Here is a 23,593-nt window from a genome sequence, read left to right as displayed (position 1 = left end):
TTTAGGTAAATCTAATAGAGTTTAGACAAACTTAGGAATAAAATCATGATCGCGACGAATCCACCGAAGCCTTTGATGGCTGTTTTGATTGTGGATGATTCTGAAAGCGATCGCGCCATTTATTCTCGCTATCTCAAGTCTGACCAGACCAGCAATTATCAAATTATCGAAGCTGAAACCCTTGAAGCAGGAAAAGAGCTTTGGAAATTGCATTCTCCCGATTTAGTTTTTGTCGATCTAAATTTACCCGATGGCAATGGCTTGGAACTGTTAGAAGCCATGAGGGAAGATGACCCAGATTTGTTTCTACCCGCGATCGTATTGACGGGTCAGGGAAATGAGCGGGTTGCGATTCAGTCAATGAAGTTGGGGGCAACGGATTATTTAGTCAAAAGCGAAGTCAATGCAGCGGTACTTTGTAAAAGCGCTCGTAATGCGATCAATCGCATTGTCATCCATCGATTGCAGCAAGAATCTCTCAAGGCTTCCGACTCTGTGAATATGCAACTCGATCGGCGCAATGACGAGCTAGAAAAAAGTAATTGCGAATTGCAGATCGCTCTAGAGGAACTGAGAACCACTGAGGAAGAACTCAGGGAAAAAAATATACAACTGCTATCCGAACAAGATCGCTACCGTTTTTTGTTTAACTTTGCTCCCGATGGCTACTTAGTGACCGATGCGAATGGCAAGATTTTAGAAGGGAATCAAGCGATTTCAGACCAACTTGCATGCAGACCAGAATATTTAGTAGACAAACCATTGGTTGTTTTTGTTGTACAACAAGAGATATCACTCTTTTACAGCCAATTGAGACAATTGTTGACTGAGACTCAGGTTAAAACTTGGGAGATGACACTGCAAGCGCGGCAGGGAAAGACGTTTCCCGTGGAAGTCACTGCAAATCATAGCTACGATCCTGCGACGAAAGAGACGCAAATACGATGGTTTATGCGCGATATCAGCGATCGCAAACAGTACGAAGCCTCACTACAGCAACTCAACCAAGAACTAGAGCAAAGAGTCGAGCAAAGGACGGCGGAACTACGAGAAACAAACCAACAACTGGTGATTTCCAATACCGAACTCGCCGCTGCTACGAGACTCAAGGACGAGTTTCTCGCCAATATGAGCCACGAACTGCGCACCCCCCTCAATGGCATCTTAGGAATGTCTGAAGCCTTTTTGGATCGTACTTTTGGTGATTATAATGACGGGCAAAAAAAGGCGATCGACCTGATCGAGCGTTGTGGCAAACATCTGCTCGAATTAATTACAGATATTCTCGATCTCTCCAAAATTGAATCTGGCAAACTAGAGTTAGAACCATCTTTGACCTCAGTCCAAAAACTTTGTAGTCATAGTCTGAGCTTCGTCCAAGAGATCGCTCACAAAAAAAACATTCGACTGACGATGCAAGTTCAGCCCGACCTCGATCTAATAGAGGTAGACGAACGACGGATGCGCCAAGTTTTGATTAACCTTTTAACCAATGCGGTTAAGTTCACGCCAGGGGACGGCATGGTGATTTTGGATGTAAAGACAGATCGCAGTGACCAAAAGATTCTATTCAGTGTATCGGATACGGGTATAGGTATTGCTGTCGAGGATTTCCCAAAATTATTCCAGTCATTTGTTCAAATTGATAGCAAACTCAATCGCCAACAAGAAGGTACAGGCTTGGGTCTATCGCTGGTCAAACGAATTGTGGAATTGCATCGTGGTCATGTTGACCTCGTGAGCACTGTTGGGAAAGGAAGTCAATTTACAGTGACCTTGCCTTATCCGATTTCATCGGGTAGTCAAGATTCGGGATCTTCTATTCAGTCAAGCGCGATCGCTGAAGCTCCAACGCCTCAAGCACAAAGAAAAGATATTGAGCGTGCAGGCTCATCCGATCGCGATCTTTCGGCACAACCCCTAATCTTACTGGCAGAGGATAATCAAACGAATGTCTTAACCTTCTCTGGCTATCTCACTGGCTGCGGCTATCGGACGATCGTTGCCATGAATGGTGAGGAAGCGATCGCTGCTGCCCACGCTCAAATACCCGATCTGATTCTGATGGATATCCAAATGCCCACAATGGATGGACTGGAAGCTATCCAAAGACTGCGTAGCGATTCTCGCTTTGATAAGGTTCCAATTATTGCACTGACAGCTTTGGCAATGGCAGAAGATCGCGAGAAATGCCTCAAGGCTGGCGCTAATGAATATCTCTCCAAGCCAGTAAGAATGAAACAATTGGTAGCTACCATTCAACAACTCTTATAGCAAGCATGATTCACCAGTAATTTTTTCTCTACCTAGAATCATAGGGGCAATTCATGAATTGCCCCTACATACTGACTTTTTCCGCTAGCGCTTTACGGGCGATGTGCGTAACGTAAACCGTCACTGCCAGTGTCGCAAGGAATCCCACAATCCGAATTGTCCATTGAATGGTGGAATTTGTCGGCTGATTTTCTGTGCCAATTCTCGCAAGATCGCCTGCGAGCGAACCAATATAGACATACATCACCGTGCCGGGAATCATTCCAATTGATGCCAGAGCATAATCCTTTAGGGTCACACCCGTAACCCCAAAGGCATAGTTCAAAAAGTTAAAGGGAAACAGGGGGGAGAGGCGGGTTAACAAAACAATTTTGAAACCCTCACTGGTAACCGCAGCATCGATCGCGGCAAACTTCTCATTTCCCTCAATTTTTTTGCCGATCCATCCCCTTGCCAAGTAGCGCCCAACCAAAAACGCCGCGATCGCGCCCAAGGTCGCACCAATAAACACATAGATCGAACCCAGTAGAACCCCAAACACGATGCCTGCCCCCAAGGTCAGGACTGTTCCTGGCAAAAAAGCTACTGTTGCAATGATATAGATGGCGATGAAGGTGATACCTCCAATCATGCCTTGACTTTCAATCCACTGCAAAGTGCCCCGCAGGAATTCTTGAGGATTAAAGCTTGTGCTGCTGCTCGGGGTTTGGGCAAGAACTGGAGAAGTTGCTAGTACGCAAGCGATCGCTCCTAAAATCAAACAGGCAACGATGCAGGTAATTAGTCTTCTTCGCCAAGATTTAGCCTGAGATTTAAAAAATTGCTGGAACATCATAGGTATTCTTAAGGAACGATTCTATGAATAGAAGCTACAAGCTTCTACAGGCGGATCAAATTGACAACTGGATTTACGGTCGGTTGCCATACCTTACCACCTTCCAAAATTTGAAATACTGCTGGAGGGTAGCTCTTGTCGTCAGCGCCGACCGCATTGCCGTCAACCTTAACCACAGATAACGTGACCTTATCCTTGTCGATCTTAACTTTCCCGACGATAGTTATCGTTTTAGAACTCGATCCGTTTTTTGGCGATATCATCTCAAAAGAACTATCGGGTTTGACGGTTAAACGCAAACTATCAAGCATGGGTTTTGACTGTTCGAGATAGCGTTGCTCGGAAACCGATCGCGATCGCAGAACTTTTGGGTCTAAAGCGCCTTTATAAACACCAGCAAGATCGGTAATTCCGATGGGCTTGACCGAGGTCTGAACCGTTCTGGGTGTTGCTGGAATGGTTTCAGCGATCGCTGGTAGAGCAATAGCTAGGGTAGCGATCGCACTGAACGTTACACAAATTCGACGAGCCATCATAAATTTTGGTAATCCTCAATAAAATACAAGCCTAGAATCGTAAGGGCAATTCATGAATTGCCCTTACGATTCTAACTGAGCTTCGTCAAAAACTTTAGAAGTCCTTGCGATCGCGGCGTGAGTAGGGTGCGGCGGTAGGCATCTGCGGCTTTTTTGATCGCTTCCGCTTGGGTGGGGTAAGGATGAATTACGCCAGAGAGGGCGCTAAGCCCCTGTTTTGTCGCGATCGCCAAGGTGATTTCACTAATCATCTCCCCTGCATGACGCGCCACAATCGTCGCACCTAAAATCCGATCGGAACCACGTTGATGCAAGATTTTCACAAAGCCCTCCGTTTCCCCATCGGCGATCGCGCGATCGACGGAGGAGAATGAAACCTTAATTGTCTCCGTTTCTAATCCCTTCGCCTGAGCTTCCGCTTCGTACAAGCCCACATGGGCAATCTCTGGATCGGTGTAAGTCACCCAAGGCATAACCAAGTTACTCAATTTGCTGCGTCCCAATCCAAAAGGCGAAAATAGCGTGTTTTTAATGACGATTCTTGCTGCCGCATCGGCAGCATGGGTAAACTTCCAGTTCATGCAGATATCCCCCGCCGCATAAATTTGAGGGTTGGTGGTTTGGAGATAGTCATTCACGCCCACACCGCGCCGCTTGTCATAGTCCACGCCCACTGCTTCTAAATTTAGTCCCTCGACATTTGGCGATCGCCCCGCCCCCACAAGAATTTCATCGACCTCTAGGGAGCCAGTCGTTCCATCTTGGCTGTAGTGGATAGTCTTCCCAGTTTCAGTCTTTTCTACACTTTCTAGCGTACAGTTCAAAATCAACTGCATACCCTCGCGCAGGAACCCTTGCTGGATAATCTCCGCAGCATCTCTATCTTCGCGATCGAGTAGGTGCGCGTTCTTATGGAAAAGTGTGACTTCGCAACCCAGCCGATAGAATGCCTGGGCAAGTTCGCAGCCAATGGGACCACCACCGATAACCGCTAAACGCTTGGGGCGATCGGTGAGGGAAAATGCCGTCTCATTTGTGAGGTATCCAGCCTCTGCTAGACCCTTGATATCAGGACGCGTTGCCCTTGCCCCTGTGGCGATGACAGCCTTCTTAAACCGCAAGCGATCGCCATTCACTACAACAGTTTTCCCATCCACAAATTGGGCTGAGCCTAAAAACACATCCACACCCAGCGATCGAAAACGTTCTGCCGAGTCATGGTGGCTAATACCTGCGCGAATACTTCGCATTCGTTGCATGACTGCGGCAAAATCAATATCGATAGTCTCTGGAGGATGAATCCCAAAGGGGGCAGCATTGCGAATATCCGTGATCGCGCGGGAAGAACGAATCACGCACTTGGATGGTACGCAGCCGACATTAAGACAATCGCCACCCATGAGATTTCTTTCAATCAGCGCCACCTTTAAGCCAATTCCTAACCCCGCTGCTCCCGCTGCAACCACCAGACCCGCAGTTCCCGCCCCGATCGCCACCAAGTCATAGCAGTCGGCAGGTGGAGGATTTACCCAGTCAAGCGGATGAACGTGAGAAAGGAGCGTGCGATCGGATTCATCGATCGGTTGTAGATCTGGGAAGGAATTGTTTGAAGTCATGATGGTGTTGTTTTGGGGATTAACGCATGATACCCCACCGATCTCACGATATTCAAGGCTACTGCTTCTGCCACTTTAATCCCATCAATACCTGCTGAGAGAATGCCACCTGCATAACCCGCACCTTCGCCAGCAGGATAGAGACCTTCTGTATTCAGACTCTGATAGTTCTCATTGCGTTTAATCCTGATTGGAGATGATGTGCGCGTTTCCACCCCAGTCAGCATGGCATCTTCCATGGCAAACCCTTTAATCTGTTTCTCAAAAGCAGGAAGTGCTTCGCGAATCGCCGCGATCGCATAGTCTGGCAAGCTCTGACTCAGATCCGTCAAATGTACTCCAGGCGTATAGGAAGGATGCACCGCACCGAGGGATTTAGAAGGGCGATTGGCAAGAAAATCGCCTACGAGTTGCCCGGGCGCATCGTAGGTTCCGCCGCCCAGTTCAAAGGCACGTTCTTCTAAGCGACGTTGAAAGGCGATTCCCGCCAGAGGATGACCGGGATAATCTTCAGGCGTGATGCCCACCACGATCGCACTATTAGCATTGCGCTCGTTACGAGAATATTGGCTCATGCCATTGGTAACCACTTTGCCTACTTCGGATGTTGCTGCCACGACCAGCCCACCTGGGCACATGCAAAAACTGTAGACAGAGCGACCATTTTGACAGTGATGTACCAGTTTGTAGTCCGCAGCACCCAAGCGGCGATGACCAGCCCAATCGCCAAATCTGGCGCGATCGATCAGAGTTTGTGGATGTTCTACCCGAAAGCCAATGGAAAAGGGTTTTGCCTCAATGTAAACGCCGCGATCGAACAGCATCTGGAAGGTGTCACGCGCACTATGACCCACGGCTAGAACGATATGATTGCTGGCAATATATTCCCCATTCGCGAGCGTGACTCCCTGTACCTTACCATTCTCGATATCGATATCCTCCACGCGACTTTGAAAGCGAATTTCACCACCAAGAGCTTCGATTTGAGCGCGGAAACTTTGCACGATTCCCACAAGTTTCAGCGTTCCAATGTGGGGTTTGTTGATGTAGAGAATTTCGGAGGATGCACCCGCATTGACAAATTCGGTGAGAACCTTGCGCCCATAATGTTGCGGATCTTTGACTTGGCTGTAGAGCTTGCCATCTGAGAAAGTCCCAGCGCCACCTTCACCAAATTGAGCGTTCGATTCGGGATTAAATTCGGCTCTTTTTTTCCAAAAATTAAACGTGTCTGCCGTGCGATCGCGTACTGCCTTCCCGCGTTCCAAAATAATCGGACGAAACCCCATTTGTGCAAGCATCAAACCTGCAAACATGCCCGCTGGCCCCATGCCGATAATAATTGGACGACTTGCAAGATCGCTGGGAGCTTTTGCTACATAGCGATAGCTCATGTCTGGTGTGGGCATGACATGGGGATCTTTTTTGAAGCGATCGAGCAGGTGCTTTTCCCTAGTCACTTCCACATCCAAAATATAGACGAGCATAATCTCACTTTTTTTGCGGGCATCATAGCTACGCTTAAAAACGGAAAAGCCAATCAGCTCTTTGGCAGAGATTTCCAGCTTTTTAAGAATGGCACTCTCGATATCTACTTCAGGATGATCGAGCGGAAGCTTGATTTCGCTTATTCGTAACATAGTCAATAAATCTATATGGGTTTCTCTACAGCCGAAATTCTTCTTAACCTAAGTTTTTTTCGCATTCTTGGAAAATATAGTGTAATGCCCCCAGTGTTTGCGGGGCATCATCTGAAATGTAGCCTCTACTTTCATAAACTGTATCTGTCAGGTCAAGTTTATAAAACATCCATTCCCTTGCATTAGTCACTATTCCTAATACATCAATGGGTTTCCCACCTTGTTTATTTTGCCATTGGCAAGCCTGCATTTCCACTAAGCATTGTGCCAGTCCCTGTTCAAAGTCATCTTTCTTCGCTTCGACAATACAAACCAATGGAGCTTCCAAATAGTCTTTTTTCTGGGCAATCAAATAGTCGGCATTCCCAATCAATAGGTCACTTTCCAACCTGCCGCCTTTCCAAATCTTAAGTTGGTCAAAATCTTCCATTGCTTCTTCACAGAAAGCATCGATTAGTAATTTCTTAGATTCTTCGTAGCTGCGTAGGTCAAAACGTTTCTGTAATCGCTCTAACCTCTTTTTAAAGAAATCGCTTATTGGTAGTGGATAACTTTCAAATTTCCAAGGCATCAATGTAATAATTCCTAGCTGTTTATAGGCTTCGCCAATACTAAAGCTGGAGAAGTTTTTCTTTTTGGATTTTGGGATTTTCGCTGTTGTCATGATTTATTCTTCCTCTGTATCAAGAATTTTTGTTGGATCTATCATAAATTCCATGATGGTTGTATCCCCCATAATTAATGTAAATATGGTCGCCTCGTTTAAATAATTTCAGTTAGTCCTCGCATGAATGATTCCCCCAACCTAGGAGTATTTTAAGTCTACCAATAAACTTTTGCGCCTACGTTTGCTTATATTATGTCCGCTATAATAGGTTCTCAGGTATTTACTTTTAGGAGCTTTAAGAATGACAACCTCCTTTAAATATGTGGTTCCCGATCTTGAGTATCCGAGCAGTGATGGTTTACCAATGGCAGAAAGCGATGCAGCAAGAGATTATTTAATCTATGGCGTTGAGGCATTGAGTTTATATTTTCAAAAACACCCTGATGCTTATATTTCGGGTAACTTGTTCATTTATTACGAACAGGGAAATCCAAAGGCAGTCGTCGCTCCAGATGTATTTGTTGTATTTGGCGTTGAAAAGAAAAAACGTCCGTCTTACAAACTATGGGAAGAAAATTACAAAGCCCCAGATTTTGTTTTAGAAATCACCTCAAAAAGCACAGTTAGCGAAGATCAAGGGATAAAAAAAGGACTGTATGCTTATTTGGGAATTAAAGAGTATTTTCAATACGATCCCACTTCCGACTATCTAAAGCCTTCCTTGCAAGGGCTGCGTTTAGTAGAGGGTAATTACTTACCAATTTCTTCACAAATCAAAGAAGGTGAGTTGTCCGTATTTTCTCAAGTATTGGGCTTAGAATTACGCCGCCAACAGGACGGACAAATGCGCTTTTACGATTTGGTAACAGATCGAAAATTACAGAGCACAGAAGAATTGGCGGAAGCAAAAAACGAAGCCGAACAAGCCAAACTTGAAGCCGAACAAGCTAAATTTGAAGCCGAACAAAAAGCTGCAAAACTGGCGGATAAGTTGCGCGAGTTAGGTATCGACCCCGAGCAACTGTCCTGAGTTTCAGATACTAATACAGTTCGTACTTCATTAACTGACAAGGTAAGGTTCCATTATAAACGGCTGTTCGTTGGGATGACTTTAGCCCAATCGATCGCGATAGTTCCTTATTACCGCTCAGCACGAACGCAGTCCAACCCTTAAATCGTTGTTTGAGCACATCCCCCAACAGTTTATAGAATGAACCCAAATCGCTATCTTTTCCCAAGCGTTCGCCATAGGGGGGATTGCAGAAAAAGACACCACTATCAGCGGGCGCGCATACTTCCGAAAGTTCGATTTGAGAGAAATAGACATGTTCTAGTACGCCGCAGGTCTTGGCATTTGCGATCGCTTGTTCGATCACGTTTGAGTTGCGATCGCTGCCCCAGATCGGTGCAGGTAGTGCATCGCGTTCGCCTTCCTGTGCTTCTTGCGCCAACTGCTTGAAAAGGGAGAGATCAAAGTCAAGCCAAGTCTCAAATCCAAAGCGATCGCGGAACATTCCTGGAGCAATATTTAGCGCTTTTAAACAGGCCTCTAGGGGTAGGGTTCCAGAACCACAGAGCGGATCGTAAAACATCTGCTCTGGTTGCCAACCTGAAATTTGAATTAATGCGGCTGCCAGAGATTCCTTGAGGGGGGCTGAGCCTACGGCTGGGCGGTAGCCCCTACGGTGCAGACTATTGCCAGAACTGTCGAGACTGACCGTGCAAACCTCGCGATCGATATGCACGCCAATGCGCACATCGGGTTCTTGGGTCTCCACATCCGATCGCGCCCCAAACCGATCTTGCTGCTGATCGACGATCGCATTTTTAACCTGAAGCGCCGTAAAGTGGGTGTGGTTGAGGCGATCGCTTTTACCTGTGGCATTGACTGCCAGCGTCAAATCTGGCGTGAGATACTCCGCCCAATCGATCGCCCTGATACCTTCATAGAGATCCTCGGCATCGCGACAGGGAAATTCATCCAGTTTCCATAAAATTCGGAACGGCAGTCTCGCAAAAAGGTTGACGCGATAGAGCAAGGCGCGATCGCCCTCAAAGGCAGCTCCACAAAATCCTGGCTCTACGGAATGAGCGCCGAGTTGCTCTAACTCTTGAGCCGCCAGCGTTTCTAAGCCTCGGGCTACCGTTGCAAAATATTGATTCATAAACCTATGATACGGTTGATTGTAGTGATTTGTTAAGTTCCCTTTCCGCTGACCTACTTTATGATCGCAATCGATCCACCAGCGCTGACGCCGTTGAATAGTATTTTTCTGTTTGGAACTGCCTTTCTTGGAGGCGGTCTCAATGCTGTAGCAGGGGGTGGGAGCTTCATTACCTTTCCAACCCTCATCTTTACAGGGGTTTTGCCGATCGCAGCGAATGCCACCAATAACACGGCGATGTGGGTGGCTGGTTTGGCGAGTGCGGGGGCGTACCGCAAAGATTTGGATATGCAAGGACGATCGATCCTGATTTTGAGCATCACCAGTTTAGTCGGTGGCATCTTGGGCGCGATCGCCCTGCTATTCACCTCTCCCGATGTGTTTAAGCAACTGATTCCCTATTTATTGCTGCTGGCAACGCTGGTATTTATCTTTGGCGAATCGATCAAAGCCCGAATCCAAGCGTTGAGCCAGAAATCATCCTCCGAGCCACCGTCTCTCTTGAGCTTGGTGGTAGCGCAACTAGCGATCGCCATCTATGGCGGCTTTTTTGGGGCAGGCATCGGCATTTTAATGCTGGCAACCTTGACGCTTTCGGGTATTAAAAATATTCACGCCATGAATGCTTTAAAAGCCTTTCTGGCAACCTGCATCAATGGGATTGCTATTGTTCCCTTTATCTTTGCGGGTGTCATTGTATGGCCTCAAGCCCTACTGATGGCGGTGGGCGGTTCCTTGGGTGGCTATATAATTGCGCGTTTTGCTCGAAAGATTCAACCTGCGATCGTGCGGCGATTTGTGGCGATCGTGGCAGTGAGTATGACCGCTTACTTTTTTATTCACGGCTAGCGATCGCGCATTGGCATGAATTTGGAAGAATGATTTTGGAACAAAGCCAGCCAACTTTGTGGAAGCAAAGGGTTCGATTTCCCTGCTTGATAGGGCATCCCCTTACAAAAGGGAAGAGATAATTGCGTTATGTTAAAAGCTCTCTGCCTCACTCCCAATCAGCCGCTATACTGCTAAACATAGGTTTTATCGCGATTCTAAATAATTCATGAGAGATTCTTGTCTCTGTTTGGAATCGTAAGGGCAATTCATGAATTGCCCTTACCTAAAAATCAAATTGCATAAAAGTGAAGAAACTTGATTTCGAGCGAGAAAATGATGCGATGAGCGATCTTGGTCTGACTCACATAGCCCTCCCTGTCTCAAATATCGATCGCAGCATTGCGTTCTATGCCACCTATGCGGCGATGCAGGTCGTTCACCGTCGCACTGATGCCGCAACGGGTGTGACCGTGGTATGGCTCAGCGATCGCACGCGTCCCTTTGCGCTCGTTCTGATTGAAGCAGATTCTGTACAGCCAGTCCTATCGCCCTTTGCCCATCTCGGTGTCGGCTGCGCTAGCCGCGAAGCCATGGATGTGCTTTGCGAAAAAGCAAAACATGAAGGAGTTCTGATCGAACCGCAAAAGGATTCGGGTTATCCGATCGGATATTGGGCTTTTTTAAAAGACCCTGACGGGCACACGTTGGAACTTTCCTATGGGCAAGAGGTGGGGCTTGCTGTGGAAAAGGCTTCCTAACCCAGTTGATGAAGCAATGTCGATGGAGCAATGTCGAAAAAGCAATCCTTTGGCGATCGCAGAACCTGCCATACTGAAGAATACTTTTGCTTAATTTGATTTCGATCGCGTGAACCAACCACCGCACTCTCATCATCCCCATAATCCCAACGAGTCACAGGATGCCGTGAATATTCGAGAGGATATCGCTTTTGACATTGTCCAAGAATCCGTGCTGGGGCTTTGGAAAGTTGTCAATAACCTGACGAGAATTCGTCCTTCTAAGCGCGATCGCTATCGGGTCAGTATTTTTGGCTCTGCCAGAATGCAACGTCAAGATCCGCTCTATGAGGGGGTGTTACACTTAGCCAGCGAATTGACGGTCATGGGTTGCGATATCGTTACGGGGGGCGGGCCGGGCTTGATGCAAGCCGCCAATGAAGGCAGTGTGATTGCCGATCCTGAGGATTTAACCCGTTCCATCGGCATTCGTGTCGATCTTGGGTTTGAGCAAGACACTAATCCTTTTGTGGAACAAATCTACAATCATCAAACTTTCTTTTCACGGCTACATCACTTTGTGTTGATTTCGGATGCTTTCGTCGTCGTCCCCGGTGGCATTGGCACGACGTTAGAAGCCCTGATGATCTGGCAACTGGTTCAGGCGCGCAAACTCCATGATACGCCGCTTATATTTGTCGGGCAGATGTGGGCAGATTTGGTTGAATGGGCTGATAAACATATGACAGAGCACAAAATGGCAGACCCTGCCGATATCTCTATTCCGCAGTGTGTGGAGCGATTTGAAGATGCTGTCGCCATACTTCGTGCAGCTCAAGCGCAATGGCAGCAAAAGAATCATTCCCCTTAAAACAAAAAGCAGCTTGGTATAATTTGTTACACTTCATTGCTAAAGCGATCGCATCCATATCCAGTAACAGACAATAGAGCTAGAGAAAAGCCTGAGTGAGTCACCGAAGTGAGTTTCTCCCCAAGTGAATTGCTAGTGAATTGCTTTGGCAACCATCAGTGGGGATAAATCATGAAAAAAGTATTCGTCTTGGATACGAATGTCTTGCTGCACGACCCAAATGCAATGTGGCAGTTTGAAGACAATGATGTAGTATTGCCAATCACGGTTATCGAGGAACTAGACCGTTTCAAAAAACAGCCTGAAATGACGGGCAGAAACGCCCGTCAGGCATCGCGCAATTTGGATGCTTTGAGGCAAAAGGGACATCTGACCGACGGAGTCACCTTAGAAAAGGGAGGTTTGCTCCGCGTCGCTCTCTGCCAGCGCAAGACATTGCAAGAGCTACCCGCAGAATTAGAGCGAGATAGTGGAGACAATGCGATTTTGGCGGTGGCTCTAGAACTCAAGCATCAGTGTCAATGTCCCGTGGTTGTGGTTAGTAAGGATACAAACCTTCGCATCAAAGCTGACGCACTGGGTCTAACTGCCGAAGACTATGAAAACGATAAAGTGGATGTTGACGAACTTTATACAGGTACGGCTGAGGTACTGCTGACAAGCGATCGGATCGACGAGTTGTACAAACAAGGAAGTATTTCCCTTGACGAGGAGTTTTTCCCCAACCAAGCGCTTACCTTAGTGGATGCGGCAAATCCTTCTCACACGGCACTGGCAATTTTTGATGGTATTACCAAGCAGATTGTGCCTTTATCTAAGCAAGCTTCTTCAGAGGTTTCCCATATTCGGGCGCGCAATCGCGAACAGAAGTTTGCCCTTGAGTTGCTATTGCGTGACGCTATCTCTTTGGTGACTCTCGTGGGACAAGCGGGGACTGGGAAAACCTTACTGGCGATCGCGGCAGGACTGACAAAAGTTGCCGACGATCGCGACTACACAAGGCTCTTAATTTCTCGACCTGTCGTACCGATGGGAAAAGATCTGGGCTATTTACCAGGAGATGTGAATGAAAAGCTGACTCCTTGGATGCAGCCACTCTATGACAACTTCGATCTAATCTTTGGCGCTCAAGATGCGGTCAACAAGTTTGCCCATCGCAGGAAAGGATATGAGGAATTAATTCAACACGGACTGCTGCAAATTGAACCGCTCACCTATATTCGCGGGCGCACGATTCCCAAACAATTTTTCATCGTGGATGAGGCGCAAAATCTCACCCCCCATGAAGTTAAAACTATCCTGACCCGTGCGGGAGAGGATACCAAGATCGTGCTCACGGGGGACATCAACCAAATTGACAACCCCTATGTTGATGCTTCTAGTAACGGACTTACTTATGTAATTGAGCGCTTTAAGCAAGATCCGATCGCAGGGCACATTACCCTAGTCAAAGGAGAACGCTCTAAACTCGCCGAACGTGCTGTGGCTTTGCTTTAAGCCTGGGATTCTATACTTTGCCTGCCTAAACTTCGCCCGACTAAACAAAAACATCATGGGAAAGCGAATCGTTAAATCCTTCAAAACGTTCTGAAACTGGCTCGGGACCAAAAGCGAATAGGCTGCCAAAAAAGAAAAAGGAAAAACCAGCAAAATCTCGATTGCGAGTTTCGAAGATCTGTTCTTCAATGGTGGCAAAAGGGACACAGCAATCCTTGAGCCCCGTCAGAATGCCAATGACTGTGGGGATGCGATCGCGGGCATTTCTCACCTCTGGCTTATTTAGCTCGTCAATAAAAGCTGGCAGATTGTCTCTATATATCTGTAAGACCATTTCTTCCATGAGTCCTTCTTGTTCCCATATATGCCAATCTGCCAAGCATTTGCTTTGAGAGAAACCGAGAGGATTGGGAGAAATGGAAAGGATGCAATCGGCATTTTTTGCCTTAATAGATTGAAATATTTTTCTCAGTAAATCTGTGATTTTATCCATTCGCCATTTTTTCCATAAATAGGAGTTGGGATTTTCCAGTGGATCTGCACCACCTGTCTCTTCTTTAAATAGTTCTAAAGTAAAAGAATCGTATCCCATTTCTACGGGCATAGCAAAATGGTCGTCTAGTTGAACGCCATCGATTGAATAATTTTGCGCAACTTCTGCAACTAGGTCTGAGATGAATTCTCGTACCTCGGGTTGGCAAGGATTTAGCCAGCACATGTTGCGATCGCTTAGAGATTTGTTTCCATTTCGATCCTCAGTCAAAAGCTCCGATCTCGTTTGCGTAAACATGGCGTTAGAGGGGGTCATTAAGCCATATTCAAACCATGCAATTACCCGAAAGCCATACGGTTTCGCTTCTTCAATCAGCTCGGCTAACATATCCCTATCTTTAAAGTGCGGATCGGGAGAAATAGAAGCCCCAAATGTATTTTTTGCAACGTCGCTAGGATAAAGCGTGAATCCTCTTTGCCACACAACTGGATAAATCGTATTAAACCCCAAGGCTTTCAGTTGGGCAAATCCTTTTCTCAGGTTCTCTCTAGATTGAAGGATATCACTATCTGCATTGGCAAGCCAAACACCACGAATTTCTTCGATCTGAACGTGCTCGTGAAAAAAGTAGCCTGAGGCTCCAACTGGAGAGATGCTCTCAGCCAGTTGCACGAAGTAGTGTTTCCCTTTCTTTTGGTATGACTTAATCTGTAGCGACTTACCTGCATTGATAAATGCTTTCTGAGTTACCGCAAGCGAGCTAGATGGATCGGTTGTTGCCTTAAAGAAAGTGTTTTGCGCAATTCTTAGTGTCAGCATACAAAAATTATTACCTTAACATCTATTTTGGCTGCAATTGATTGCAAAAGACAAGCTTTTTTTCATGTTTATGAAAGGCTGCTTGAGTCTACAGTACCAAAAAGTAAAAATGTTGGCATATTTGTATAACAAAAGTTTATAAAAATATCGTTATTCAGCTCAATTGGGAGGCATGATTCTGGAAACGGTTCTATATTTATGGCTTTGGAACGATGGAGGAACTCTACGAACGCGTGAAAACAAAGAATTCAGCATTGCTATAGATCCCAGCACTCTATTAGAATTAATCCTCCAAGTATAGGGAGCGCACAAACTTACTTCACAGTTGACAGCGACTTCAACACTTGAACGTAGGTTGACATGGGAACGGGACGACATGTCCTCCATCCACCATCGGCATTGCTGTCTGGCAGGGTTCCACCTGAAATTAATACAAGATTTCCTTTAAGACCCAAAAACGTGACAATGTTTCTGACACTGTTGTCACGCGCTTTTTCTATGTAAACTTCCAAGGTGCCAAATTCCGTCTGTTCTTCTCTCATTTTTTCTAGCCCGCGCGAACCAGATTGAGATGAGGTGACACTAATGCAGGTGTTGTTTTCGCCCTCATAGGCAATGATGTAGCCAGAATCATCATCACCATTGGCATATTTGGCTTTCTCACCAGAGGCTTTAACCAAGCGAAAGCCAGTAGGAAGAGAAGTTGGTGCGACGATGGGAATTGGTAGTTGCTTGAGTTGGGCTATTTGTTCGGGAGCCAATAGGTTACCCGTCATTGCCGATCGCGTATCTGTCTGGGGTGTGGATGTGCTAGAAATGCTATACCCAGGTTGTAGTTCAAAAAAAGAGTCCGTACTGTTTAGGCACTTTACCAAGGCTTCTGAATATTTGTCGTTCGCGCTCGGTTGAAAGAAAGTATATTCCTCTGGAGAACCGTTTTGATCGGTAATCAGAAGATTTCTCCCACTCTGGCGTAAGGTTAAGGTTTTCCCATACTTTTTCCAGCCATCGATCGCAAAATAATCTTTTTCGGGGGTCAAAGAACCCGTAGTTTCTCCCACGGATAATGCATAGCGCCCAGAGGGTGTAGAAAAACTTTCATAACAGGTGCGATTTCCTTGATTTGCGATCGTCATGTATCGGGAGCCGAGATTGTAAGTTCCTGCAATTAGTGTAGGTTGTGGAATGGATTTGTCAGCGACCATCGCAGTTTCTTGACTGGAAGTACTGACATTTAAATTTTTTTGTTGATTTGCATCTGTATTTGGAACTTGTTGGTTCGTACAGGCGACAGTGATTTGAACTGCTGCCAACAAGATAAGGGATAAAAGATATAATCGCGATCTCATATAACGTTCCTTATTCAACGAAAAGTCTATTAATTCTGAGTAAATCTAATCATGATACAGTTCTTGGAATCATTTGCCGATTTTTTTGGAGTTGCCATGCGATCGTGCGAAATAGTGACAGTACGATTATCATTTTTAGAAAAGCTACAGCGCTGTAAAGATTGTCAACCACATCACTGAAACAGGATACTATTGCTAAGGTAACGACTAATGCCAAATCTATGCATGCAAACAAAAATCTGCAATAGTAGAATAGTAGAGCAGTTACGTTCTAGTGCTTTATAAAAAGAGATGAGATAGAAGAGATGAGCGAACCTATCGTATGGACGGCTGAAGCTGAAGCCAAGCTAAAAGAAATCCCATTTTTTGTGCGTCCCGCCGCTCGCAAAAAAATTGAAAAATACAGTCAAGATCTAAATGCCTCCGAGATCACCCTTGAAATTTACGAACAGGCAAAAAAGAAATTCAACACGAAATGAGTGTTAAATCCCGATTAGTTAAACCTTGGCGGGGAGATTTGAGGTTTTGCACAAAACTTTACATAAAAAATATTCCTGTCACCTTTGCTATGCAAGCCTTTTAAGGCATTACTCCATTTAATTTGCAAAAAGACTAGCTTTTTTTAAAACAATGGGTTATATTACATTTGTGTGAGGAAGACCGAATTAATAAAAAAGAAGCCGAAGCGAAACATGGCAAGCTCGCGGCTTCTTTTTTATTTTTTGCATGGTTTGATAGGGATAAAAGTTCCCATCGTCAAGATCCATAAAGTTCCTATAAGATAAATAACTTCATGGAAGCCACCAATACCTACGATAATGGAATTGGAGAAATTATCTCATCATTTTAAAAAAATAATTTCAAAAGGAGGATGATCGATCGTGGCTACCACAGCGATGAAATCAGATCTTCATTACTACTCCATTGATGCAATTAAATGCGATGTTTGTCACCTTGTAAAAGAAGGCTATCTCGATCGCTTGCAACCGATTTACAATCTCTGTAATTTCTATGCCAATCGCGACTGGACATGTGTCGAGTGCGAGTTGGAGCGCAATGATTTTTTGCTACGCGATCGAATTATTGATTTGCTGGGTTGTGAAGAGTGGAGAGAAGATTAACGGCTTGCATGCAAGCTAAAGCTTCAGAGGTGGTTACTTCAGGAAAATGATTGTAAAAACTACTTACACTTCCAAACATGGTAGGTTCGGCAAGTAGAACTATTTTCTTGGCTTTGGATAAAAGTAGCGTTGACATACCCATAGGAGCCACAGGAGCCGCAATCCAGATGGCTTGGTAGGGTAGCGTACGCATCTCAGAAGCGATCGCCGCGATCGTCGCACCTGTGGCAATTCCATCATCAACAAGAATTGCTGTGGCACCGTTAATTGCAAGCTGGGGTCGGATCGGCAGAAAAGCTTGGAGCAGATCGCAAGCTTTTTGATGGGCTCTTTGGACGGCATCTGTCCATTCTTGGCAATTGGATACTTCTGGTCGATCTTGCCGCAGTATATGTCGATTGGGCGTGATTGCTCCCAAGGCAAGTTCTGAGTTATGAGGTAGCGTAATTTTTTTGGCGATCGCAACATCTAGGGGACAGGCAAGACGCTGCGCCACTGGTGCTGCTACTAAGAGCCCACCTCTAGGAATGCCATAAACAATGGGATTAATAGGCTGTTCCCTTGCAATCAGTTCTGCCAACTGCGCCCCTGCAGTTTGTCGGTCTTGGAATAGTCTACTTAGTTCCATGGGAAAATAGCCCTCCTAAGAAGCTCTACCATTCCTTCGCAATCCTAATAAAAATTTTATCATTTTCTTTGATGTAGGAGCAACCAGTGGGGATACTGCACAAACTTGACAGCATTACGATCGCTTTGTGAATTTATGTTGCCAAACTTGCATTTATTTCTTAATTTTCTCGAAAGAAAGCGATCGCTTATTGCGAACAAAGCGAGAATAAATATGCTCTATTTCATTGTTAAAGATTGATTACTTCAAATCAGGGATCGATTCTCGTAATCGGCTATGGAAATGCTCTCAGGAGCGATGACGGGGCGGGCTGTCGGGTAGCAGAGGTCGTTGCTAGCTGGCAGTTGCCCTACGTGCGATCGCTAACGGTTCATCAACTTGCACCCGAACTTGCCGAGCCGCTCGCTGAAGCAGATTTGGCGATCTTTATTGATGCTTACATCCATCCTAAAACTAAACGCAAGCCGACGATTCAAGTGCAGAGAATTTCGTCAACGGGTTGTCAGCCCATCAATACTGCCTTAGAAATCGGGCATTTGTCCGATCCCCGATCGTTGCTGTGTCTGGCTCGACAAGTTTATGGTAAAGCTCCTGCTGCCTATAGTCTTTTGTTGCCAGGCGTTGACTGGGAGTTTGGCGAACAGGTATCGGCATTGACGCGAAAAAGTATCGATCAAGCTGTCGATTTCCTCAGAACGCTATGTACGAAATTAGTCCCATCCAATCCACGCTAGAGACTAATTTTGCCCAAACCAAAAATCAAGACGCGACAAAAATTCATCAGTTCAATCTACAGATGGGTGAAGTTTCTCGCGACCATTGAGTATTCTCACGCATATCCCCATCGCCCGATCGTGTCGAATCAGTCAGAGGCAGAATCAATCCAAGCAAAACTTAAAAGACGCTCATACATTATTGATTGATATACGTTGGTATACTCATTGCGGCTAGTTTTTTAAACATCTCGTCTTGCAATCCTAAAAGCTGCTTGGATATATCACAATTTGCAATCATTCACTAAGTTTGTATGTCTGACACAGTCCCGATCTCGCAGGTTGATTTCAATCCCGATCCACTTAAAGCCTACCCTGGGCTAAATGAAACTGAAGTATCAGATCGAGTCAAACGCGGGGATATTAATGTTGTAGTTTTGCGATCGAGTCGCACCTATAAAGACATTTTCAAAGAAAACGTTCTGACCTTATTTAACATTTCCTTTGGGGTTGTGCTGGTGGTGCTGGCGGCGCTCGGACAGGTAACCGATGCCATATTTTCTGGCTTTACCGTATTTAGCAACATTGTCGTGGGTGTCGTGCAAGAGATCCAAGCAAAATTGATGCTCGATAAATTAGCTTTACTCTCTGTACAACAGGTAACGGTCAGACGAGATGGGGTTTCTTTGATTGTGCCCCTGAATGAAGTGGTTCGCGATGATTTGATCGAGCTTAAACCTGGCGATCGCGCTCCCGTGGATGGTGGGGTTGTGTTCTCTCAAATGGTAGAAATGGATGAATCGCTCCTCACAGGTGAATCCGATCCTGTTCCCAAGCAAATTGACGATGTAGTTCTCTCTGGCTCGTTTTGTTTGGCAGGTAGTTGCGTTTTTAAAGCTGAAAAGATTGGTAATGAAAGCTATGCTGTGAAGCTATCCCAGTCTTCTCGTGTTTACAAACGGGTATTTACACCTCTGCAAAAAAAGATTGACACAATTGTTGAGGTTCTAGTCTTAGGATTGATTGTCGCGAGTTTTCTGCATCTGGCTTCCAGTTTAAATAGCGGTTTATCTATTGTAGATACTCTGCGGTACTATTCAGTGATTATCAATAGTTTTGTCCCCGCAGGTTTAGTCCTATCGATTAGTGTGGCATTTGCTTTAGGGGCAGTCGCAATTAGCCGTCGCCGCACGCTCATTCAAAAAATTAATGCGGTGGACTCGATGAATAGCGTGCGCGTTCTATGCACCGATAAAACTGGAACGCTTACTCAAAATAAACTGGTGGTGCAGTCGATTATTCCCCTAGGCGATACAGAGGAATCAAGTTTAAGGGAATTGATCGCGCTCTACACGACATTAATGGCTACCCAAAACAGTAGTGCTAGAGCCATGGCGGGGTTTGTAGGATTCCCGCGATCGCAAGAGCGCAAAGCTGACGAAGTTGCATTTAGCTCTAGTCGGAAATGGGGAGCGATTTCTTTAGAGTTAGGAACGACAATTCTTGTCGGTTCGCCCGAAATGCTACTTAGCGATCCTGAGGCACAAGAGAGAGCCAGACAAATCAGCAGCGAAGGATTGCGCGTGATTGCAGTTGTCACAACCGAAAAAGCTGATATGGGAAGCATGCTGGGTGATGGAAGTGGTAAGTCTTCATCTCCTACGCTACCTGTAAATCTTAAGGATCGAGGTTTGGTGATTCTAGAAGATGCGCTTCGTCATGATGTGATTGACACGATCGCTTCCTTACAAGCAAAAGACATTGTGATTAAAGTAATTTCGGGTGACAGTGTAGAAACTGTTACCTCGATCGCGCGTCAAGCTGGCATTTTGGTCGCAGATGGTACGACTTACTCGCAGAAACAATTAGAAGCTTTAGATGCTCAAGCTTTTTCGCGTGCGGCGCTTACGGGTAGTGTGTTTGGTCGTATTACCCCCGACACAAAACGTCGTTTAATTAATGCCATGGTAAAGCGTGGCGCCTATGTCGCCATGGTTGGAGATGGGGTGAATGATGTGCCTGCATTTAAAGAAGCTCAACTCGCGATCGCGATGAATGATGGGGCTCAAATTAGTAAAGATGTGGCTGACATCGTCCTGTTAGATAACAATCTTTCGGCATTGCCACAGGCTTTTGCTGCAGGTGATGATATCAAACAAAAGATTCTGTCCTCGGCGAAACTCTACCTCACCAAAAATATTATGGTGATTTTGACCATCTCTTTTGTTGGGTTCGTGCAGCTTCCGTTCCCGATTGAGCCCCGCCAAATGACTATCCTTACGATGGCGGTTGTGGGAGTTCCTACCATTCTGATTGCCTTAGGTACGATCAAGCCCAAACGGATCAATGATTTTTTAGGTGATGTGCTAGGTTATAGCTTCCTTGCTGGGTTGATTGGCGCATTGGCGATGACGTTAGGCTATGTGCTCAGCTATTTTTATGGTTCGGGTCTTGCCGAAAATGTAGATGGTTTTCCTATTTTGACTTCTACAATGTTTGCTGAAATCGGTCGAGGTCCAGCACAGGCAGTTTCGACATTGATTGGAATGTTCTTTGTTTTGTTTGTATTTTGGGATGTCACCAATATCTCGATCTGGAAACCCAAAACCCTGCTGAAATACAAATCAATATCGTTGTTGGGAATCGGCATGGTACTGATATCGGTTGTGTTGATGCTCGCCTTACCCAATCTATTTCAAATTGAACGCCCCGATCGCTTGGGTTGGACAATGGCACTATTTTTGCCCACATCGGCGCACTATATTTTACGAATGCTGCAATCGAGTCATTTAATGCGAAACCTGTCGCGATCGCTCACCCAACCATAAATTCCAATCGCGATGGATTTTTAGCAACTGATATTTATTTTATCCATTCATCCAATCTATGCCTGCTAAATCTAACAAACGTCCTCTAATTATTAGCATTCTGTCAGTCCTGATGATAGGTCTAAGCTTGTGGTTAATTGCAATTCGCTCCTATATTCTCCGAACCAGTCTTACTGGAGAGAATATGCCTGATACGGGTGAAGTTATGATCAATCTGAAGCTGATTTCGGGCATGTCACTTGTGGGCATAGGCTTTATTCCCTTGGTATTAGGCGTAGGCTTGTGGGGATTGCTCCCTTGGGCGAGAGCCATTAGTATCTGTTTGTTTTCTTCCTTTATGCTCCCCTGTTTGGCGGCAGCGATCGGTCTAATTTCAGATCCAACCTTTAACCGCGCCAACGATTGGGCAATTGCTGGCGGATGCGCGATCGTCTTGGCAATTTTACTCCATCCCGCAATCGACAAGGCATTTACAGTCAGTAAGTTTTCTCAAAAAGTGGAAGAAGATTAAAAAACTCCTAGCGATCGCTCTCTGAAATTCAGATCTTACGATTTATTTACAGCACGCAGTTTTGGCGTAGCTGATTGCAAGAAGTTTAAGCCCATACGCAACGGCGATTTGTGCTTTTTGTTTAATTTGCGAAGGATTTGAGTAACTTCCATCATCTCTGCTTTTTTTGCCTGTTGTCGCAAATCTTGGCGATCTACAGGCTGATTTTTGCGGGAATTTGCTTTGGAATTAAGCTGCTTGGGATGGGCAATGCAGATAGAATGGCTTTCGATCATGCTAGGTAATTCTGGCTGTCTTTGCAAATATCTCGTCATAAATTGACTGTCATTCAAATAGTCCCCAATGCCAAATTGAGCGGCAGCATTCACGAAAGCATTGACCATGGCGCGATCGGGGTTGTACTCAAAACGGCGGGACGCATCTAGACTTGTGGAATGGTTACGATTGAATGAAAAATTCCCCGATTGATTTGCCAATTGATAGGCTTTATCACTTCCTGTAGCTTCGCGTGTAATGCCTGCTACCGTCAACATACATCGCACGGTGATATAGTCTGAAACTGCAATGGGGTCAGAATAACTGACTTGCCAATCAGGACAAATGCGATCGAGGCGATCGCGAATCTTTTGCCAAGGAATATAGAACCATTTCGTACCGCAATCACTAATACATTCTTGATGATCGGCAACAGGAAAAGGCTGTTTGAGGTCTGAGATAATTTGCTGAATACGCATGGTAAAGCCCTAGTGATAGATGTCTCATAGATTGCTTAGCCATTCATTAAGGTTTCGTCCATTGTTACCCAAATGCACGAAAAATACCCTAGTAAATAACCGTTTGATTATTGTACATAAATCAAACGATTTTGGCTAGAGTAAATTTAGTTGTGCGTTTTTAATGCATGGGCAAGCGGCGATCGCCTAGACTTTTCCCCTCACCGAGAAGCGATCTATCTACGGGCTATAAGGTGTTGTCTGATTTGCACGAGGTTTCCACCTCTTTCTAAAAAGCTAACCCAATAACGTCGACCAACAGGATCGACCTGCCGTCGCAGGATTTCAACATAGAGTTGATTGATGCGTTCGAGGGCTTCAGGGCTTTGGGCAATCTGCTTGCGGATGTCGAGTAGGGAAGTCCCGCCATTTACTGCTCTTAGCCAGCTTTGCAAACCCGATGGATCTGCATCTCGTCCCAAAACGTCACGATAGATTTGATTGATTTGACGCTCAGCCACTCGCTGTCCGCCATTATTGTAACCACCGTTGTTATAGCCGCCATTGTTGTAACCACCGTTGTTATAGCCACCATTGTTGTAGTTACTGTCAGAATCAACTCTTTGCCCGCAGACAATTTGACCAGCGTCCGTGCGAACGCAGACTCTTCTATCATCTCTGTCGGCAAAAGCAGGAGTAGCTGCTGCTAACGCTGTAGCTACTCCGATCGCTGCAATCCCACCCATTTTTATAAGGTTCATATTTTTGACCTAATCATGCTTTTTGAATTTGTCTGTGAAATAATGAGC

General features: G+C 45.6%; 22 protein-coding genes. 11 read left to right on the top strand and 11 right to left on the bottom strand.

Annotation, left to right across the window (positions count from 1 at the left end):
* Positions 1 to 45: 45 nt before the first annotated feature.
* Entirely contained in the window at positions 46 to 2,274 is a 2,229-nt protein-coding gene (locus ACP2WE_RS17595; RefSeq protein ID WP_425216852.1) for a hybrid sensor histidine kinase/response regulator, read from the top strand.
* A gap of 64 nt (positions 2,275 to 2,338) precedes the next feature.
* On the opposite strand, the gene ACP2WE_RS17590 is transcribed toward ACP2WE_RS17595, so the two are convergent.
* The 5 genes from ACP2WE_RS17590 to ACP2WE_RS17570 form a co-directional block, all read right to left on the bottom strand.
* Positions 2,339 to 3,109 carry a TVP38/TMEM64 family protein gene (locus tag ACP2WE_RS17590; protein ID WP_425216851.1) on the bottom strand — a complete coding sequence of 257 codons (771 nt, stop codon included), beginning with the start codon at positions 3,107 to 3,109 and terminating at the stop codon, positions 2,339 to 2,341.
* Between the two features lie 44 nt (positions 3,110 to 3,153).
* Positions 3,154 to 3,645: a hypothetical protein gene (locus ACP2WE_RS17585; RefSeq protein WP_425216850.1), complete on the bottom strand. Its 492-nt coding sequence runs from the start codon at positions 3,643 to 3,645 to the stop codon at positions 3,154 to 3,156.
* A 71-nt stretch (positions 3,646 to 3,716) separates the two neighbouring features.
* Positions 3,717 to 5,261 carry a mercuric reductase gene (locus ACP2WE_RS17580; protein WP_425216849.1) on the bottom strand — a complete coding sequence of 515 codons (1,545 nt, stop codon included), beginning with the start codon at positions 5,259 to 5,261 and terminating at the stop codon, positions 3,717 to 3,719.
* Complete coding sequence (locus tag ACP2WE_RS17575; protein ID WP_425216848.1) at positions 5,258 to 6,901, bottom strand: NAD(P)/FAD-dependent oxidoreductase; 1,644 nt, start codon at positions 6,899 to 6,901, stop codon at positions 5,258 to 5,260. Before ACP2WE_RS17575 ends, ACP2WE_RS17580 begins: the two co-directional genes overlap by 4 nt.
* 43 nt (positions 6,902 to 6,944) lie before the next feature.
* Entirely contained in the window at positions 6,945 to 7,565 is a 621-nt protein-coding gene (locus ACP2WE_RS17570) for a hypothetical protein (RefSeq protein WP_425216847.1), read from the bottom strand.
* A 244-nt stretch (positions 7,566 to 7,809) separates the two neighbouring features.
* Between ACP2WE_RS17570 and ACP2WE_RS17565 the strand changes: the two genes are divergently transcribed.
* Positions 7,810 to 8,538, top strand: a complete 729-nt coding sequence (locus tag ACP2WE_RS17565) for a Uma2 family endonuclease (RefSeq protein ID WP_425216846.1) — start codon at positions 7,810 to 7,812, stop codon at positions 8,536 to 8,538.
* A gap of 10 nt (positions 8,539 to 8,548) precedes the next feature.
* Here ACP2WE_RS17565 and ACP2WE_RS17560 read toward each other — a convergent pair whose 3' ends face one another.
* On the bottom strand, positions 8,549 to 9,673 hold the full coding sequence (locus ACP2WE_RS17560; protein WP_425216845.1) for a THUMP domain-containing class I SAM-dependent RNA methyltransferase: 1,125 nt from the start codon (positions 9,671 to 9,673) through the stop codon (positions 8,549 to 8,551).
* Positions 9,674 to 9,733: 60 nt separating this feature from the next.
* On the opposite strand from ACP2WE_RS17560, the gene ACP2WE_RS17555 reads away from it, so the two are divergent.
* The 4 genes from ACP2WE_RS17555 (at position 9,734) to ACP2WE_RS17540 (ending at position 13,609) form a co-directional block, all read left to right on the top strand.
* Entirely contained in the window at positions 9,734 to 10,522 is a 789-nt protein-coding gene (locus ACP2WE_RS17555) for a sulfite exporter TauE/SafE family protein (protein WP_425216844.1), read from the top strand.
* 323 nt (positions 10,523 to 10,845) lie between these two features.
* On the top strand, positions 10,846 to 11,262 hold the full coding sequence (locus tag ACP2WE_RS17550; RefSeq protein ID WP_425216867.1) for a VOC family protein: 417 nt from the start codon (positions 10,846 to 10,848) through the stop codon (positions 11,260 to 11,262).
* 109 nt (positions 11,263 to 11,371) lie between these two features.
* Entirely contained in the window at positions 11,372 to 12,112 is a 741-nt protein-coding gene (locus ACP2WE_RS17545; RefSeq protein WP_425216843.1) for an LOG family protein, read from the top strand.
* 171 nt (positions 12,113 to 12,283) lie between these two features.
* Entirely contained in the window at positions 12,284 to 13,609 is a 1,326-nt protein-coding gene (locus ACP2WE_RS17540) for a PhoH family protein (RefSeq protein ID WP_425216842.1), read from the top strand.
* 40 nt (positions 13,610 to 13,649) lie between these two features.
* Here the strand turns inward: ACP2WE_RS17540 and ACP2WE_RS17535 are convergent, their stop codons facing one another.
* Both ACP2WE_RS17535 and ACP2WE_RS17530 read right to left on the bottom strand, forming a co-directional pair.
* Positions 13,650 to 14,921 carry a glycoside hydrolase family 10-like protein gene (locus ACP2WE_RS17535; RefSeq protein WP_425216841.1) on the bottom strand — a complete coding sequence of 424 codons (1,272 nt, stop codon included), beginning with the start codon at positions 14,919 to 14,921 and terminating at the stop codon, positions 13,650 to 13,652.
* Between the two features lie 314 nt (positions 14,922 to 15,235).
* Complete coding sequence (locus ACP2WE_RS17530) at positions 15,236 to 16,270, bottom strand: hypothetical protein (protein ID WP_425216840.1); 1,035 nt, start codon at positions 16,268 to 16,270, stop codon at positions 15,236 to 15,238.
* A 305-nt stretch (positions 16,271 to 16,575) separates the two neighbouring features.
* Here ACP2WE_RS17530 and ACP2WE_RS17525 point away from each other — a divergent pair, with 305 nt between their 5' ends.
* Positions 16,576 to 16,749, top strand: a complete 174-nt coding sequence (locus ACP2WE_RS17525) for a PCP reductase family protein (protein ID WP_425216839.1) — start codon at positions 16,576 to 16,578, stop codon at positions 16,747 to 16,749.
* 417 nt (positions 16,750 to 17,166) lie between these two features.
* The gene (locus ACP2WE_RS17520; protein ID WP_425216866.1) at positions 17,167 to 17,391 is read left to right on the top strand and encodes a DUF4327 family protein; all 225 of its coding nucleotides are present in this window, start codon (positions 17,167 to 17,169) and stop codon (positions 17,389 to 17,391) included.
* Here the strand turns inward: ACP2WE_RS17520 and ACP2WE_RS17515 are convergent.
* Entirely contained in the window at positions 17,351 to 18,019 is a 669-nt protein-coding gene (locus ACP2WE_RS17515) for a phosphoribosyltransferase (protein ID WP_425216838.1), read from the bottom strand. The two genes, ACP2WE_RS17520 and ACP2WE_RS17515, sit on opposite strands and share 41 nt — an antisense overlap.
* A gap of 236 nt (positions 18,020 to 18,255) precedes the next feature.
* Here ACP2WE_RS17515 and ACP2WE_RS17510 point away from each other — a divergent pair, with 236 nt between their 5' ends.
* The 3 genes from ACP2WE_RS17510 to ACP2WE_RS17500 all read left to right on the top strand — a co-directional run bounded on the left by ACP2WE_RS17510 (position 18,256) and on the right by ACP2WE_RS17500 (position 22,071).
* Positions 18,256 to 18,753 (top strand): hydrogenase maturation protease, encoded by a 498-nt coding sequence (locus ACP2WE_RS17510; RefSeq protein ID WP_425216837.1) that lies wholly within the window; start codon positions 18,256 to 18,258, stop codon positions 18,751 to 18,753.
* Between the two features lie 293 nt (positions 18,754 to 19,046).
* Entirely contained in the window at positions 19,047 to 21,560 is a 2,514-nt protein-coding gene (locus ACP2WE_RS17505; RefSeq protein ID WP_425216836.1) for an HAD-IC family P-type ATPase, read from the top strand.
* 58 nt (positions 21,561 to 21,618) lie between these two features.
* The gene (locus ACP2WE_RS17500; protein ID WP_425216835.1) at positions 21,619 to 22,071 is read left to right on the top strand and encodes a hypothetical protein; all 453 of its coding nucleotides are present in this window, start codon (positions 21,619 to 21,621) and stop codon (positions 22,069 to 22,071) included.
* A gap of 35 nt (positions 22,072 to 22,106) precedes the next feature.
* On the opposite strand, the gene ACP2WE_RS17495 is transcribed toward ACP2WE_RS17500, so the two are convergent.
* Both ACP2WE_RS17495 and ACP2WE_RS17490 read right to left on the bottom strand, forming a co-directional pair.
* Positions 22,107 to 22,805: a hypothetical protein gene (locus tag ACP2WE_RS17495; RefSeq protein WP_425216834.1), complete on the bottom strand. Its 699-nt coding sequence runs from the start codon at positions 22,803 to 22,805 to the stop codon at positions 22,107 to 22,109.
* Between the two features lie 215 nt (positions 22,806 to 23,020).
* Positions 23,021 to 23,545, bottom strand: a complete 525-nt coding sequence (locus ACP2WE_RS17490) for a DUF4214 domain-containing protein (protein ID WP_425216833.1) — start codon at positions 23,543 to 23,545, stop codon at positions 23,021 to 23,023.
* Positions 23,546 to 23,593: the final 48 nt, after the last annotated feature.

It is taken from the genome of Tumidithrix helvetica PCC 7403, assembly GCF_965232925.1.
Lineage (GTDB): Bacteria > Cyanobacteriota > Cyanobacteriia > Pseudanabaenales > Pseudanabaenaceae > Tumidithrix > Tumidithrix helvetica.
This window is presented reverse-complemented; position numbering and strand designations above follow the sequence as displayed.

What these genes read in the sequence shown, in the direction of transcription:
- ACP2WE_RS17530 (WP_425216840.1), bottom strand. Translation starts at nt 16,270, where the DNA reads ATGAGATCGCGATTATATCTTTTATCCCTTATCTTGTTGGCAGCAGTT.
- ACP2WE_RS17495 (WP_425216834.1), bottom strand. Translation starts at nt 22,805, where the DNA reads ATGCGTATTCAGCAAATTATCTCAGACCTCAAACAGCCTTTTCCTGTT.
- ACP2WE_RS17505 (WP_425216836.1), top strand. Translation starts at nt 19,047, where the DNA reads ATGTCTGACACAGTCCCGATCTCGCAGGTTGATTTCAATCCCGATCCA.
- ACP2WE_RS17535 (WP_425216841.1), bottom strand. Translation starts at nt 14,921, where the DNA reads ATGCTGACACTAAGAATTGCGCAAAACACTTTCTTTAAGGCAACAACC.
- ACP2WE_RS17585 (WP_425216850.1), bottom strand. Translation starts at nt 3,645, where the DNA reads ATGATGGCTCGTCGAATTTGTGTAACGTTCAGTGCGATCGCTACCCTA.
- ACP2WE_RS17570 (WP_425216847.1), bottom strand. Translation starts at nt 7,565, where the DNA reads ATGACAACAGCGAAAATCCCAAAATCCAAAAAGAAAAACTTCTCCAGC.
- ACP2WE_RS17520 (WP_425216866.1), top strand. Translation starts at nt 17,167, where the DNA reads ATGAAATCAGATCTTCATTACTACTCCATTGATGCAATTAAATGCGAT.
- ACP2WE_RS17550 (WP_425216867.1), top strand. Translation starts at nt 10,846, where the DNA reads ATGAGCGATCTTGGTCTGACTCACATAGCCCTCCCTGTCTCAAATATC.
- ACP2WE_RS17580 (WP_425216849.1), bottom strand. Translation starts at nt 5,261, where the DNA reads ATGACTTCAAACAATTCCTTCCCAGATCTACAACCGATCGATGAATCC.
- ACP2WE_RS17590 (WP_425216851.1), bottom strand. Translation starts at nt 3,109, where the DNA reads ATGATGTTCCAGCAATTTTTTAAATCTCAGGCTAAATCTTGGCGAAGA.
- ACP2WE_RS17500 (WP_425216835.1), top strand. Translation starts at nt 21,619, where the DNA reads ATGCCTGCTAAATCTAACAAACGTCCTCTAATTATTAGCATTCTGTCA.
- ACP2WE_RS17560 (WP_425216845.1), bottom strand. Translation starts at nt 9,673, where the DNA reads ATGAATCAATATTTTGCAACGGTAGCCCGAGGCTTAGAAACGCTGGCG.
- ACP2WE_RS17540 (WP_425216842.1), top strand. Translation starts at nt 12,284, where the DNA reads ATGAAAAAAGTATTCGTCTTGGATACGAATGTCTTGCTGCACGACCCA.
- ACP2WE_RS17555 (WP_425216844.1), top strand. Translation starts at nt 9,734, where the DNA reads ATGATCGCAATCGATCCACCAGCGCTGACGCCGTTGAATAGTATTTTT.
- ACP2WE_RS17515 (WP_425216838.1), bottom strand. Translation starts at nt 18,019, where the DNA reads ATGGAACTAAGTAGACTATTCCAAGACCGACAAACTGCAGGGGCGCAG.
- ACP2WE_RS17490 (WP_425216833.1), bottom strand. Translation starts at nt 23,545, where the DNA reads ATGAACCTTATAAAAATGGGTGGGATTGCAGCGATCGGAGTAGCTACA.
- ACP2WE_RS17575 (WP_425216848.1), bottom strand. Translation starts at nt 6,901, where the DNA reads ATGTTACGAATAAGCGAAATCAAGCTTCCGCTCGATCATCCTGAAGTA.
- ACP2WE_RS17565 (WP_425216846.1), top strand. Translation starts at nt 7,810, where the DNA reads ATGACAACCTCCTTTAAATATGTGGTTCCCGATCTTGAGTATCCGAGC.
- ACP2WE_RS17595 (WP_425216852.1), top strand. Translation starts at nt 46, where the DNA reads ATGATCGCGACGAATCCACCGAAGCCTTTGATGGCTGTTTTGATTGTG.
- ACP2WE_RS17525 (WP_425216839.1), top strand. Translation starts at nt 16,576, where the DNA reads ATGAGCGAACCTATCGTATGGACGGCTGAAGCTGAAGCCAAGCTAAAA.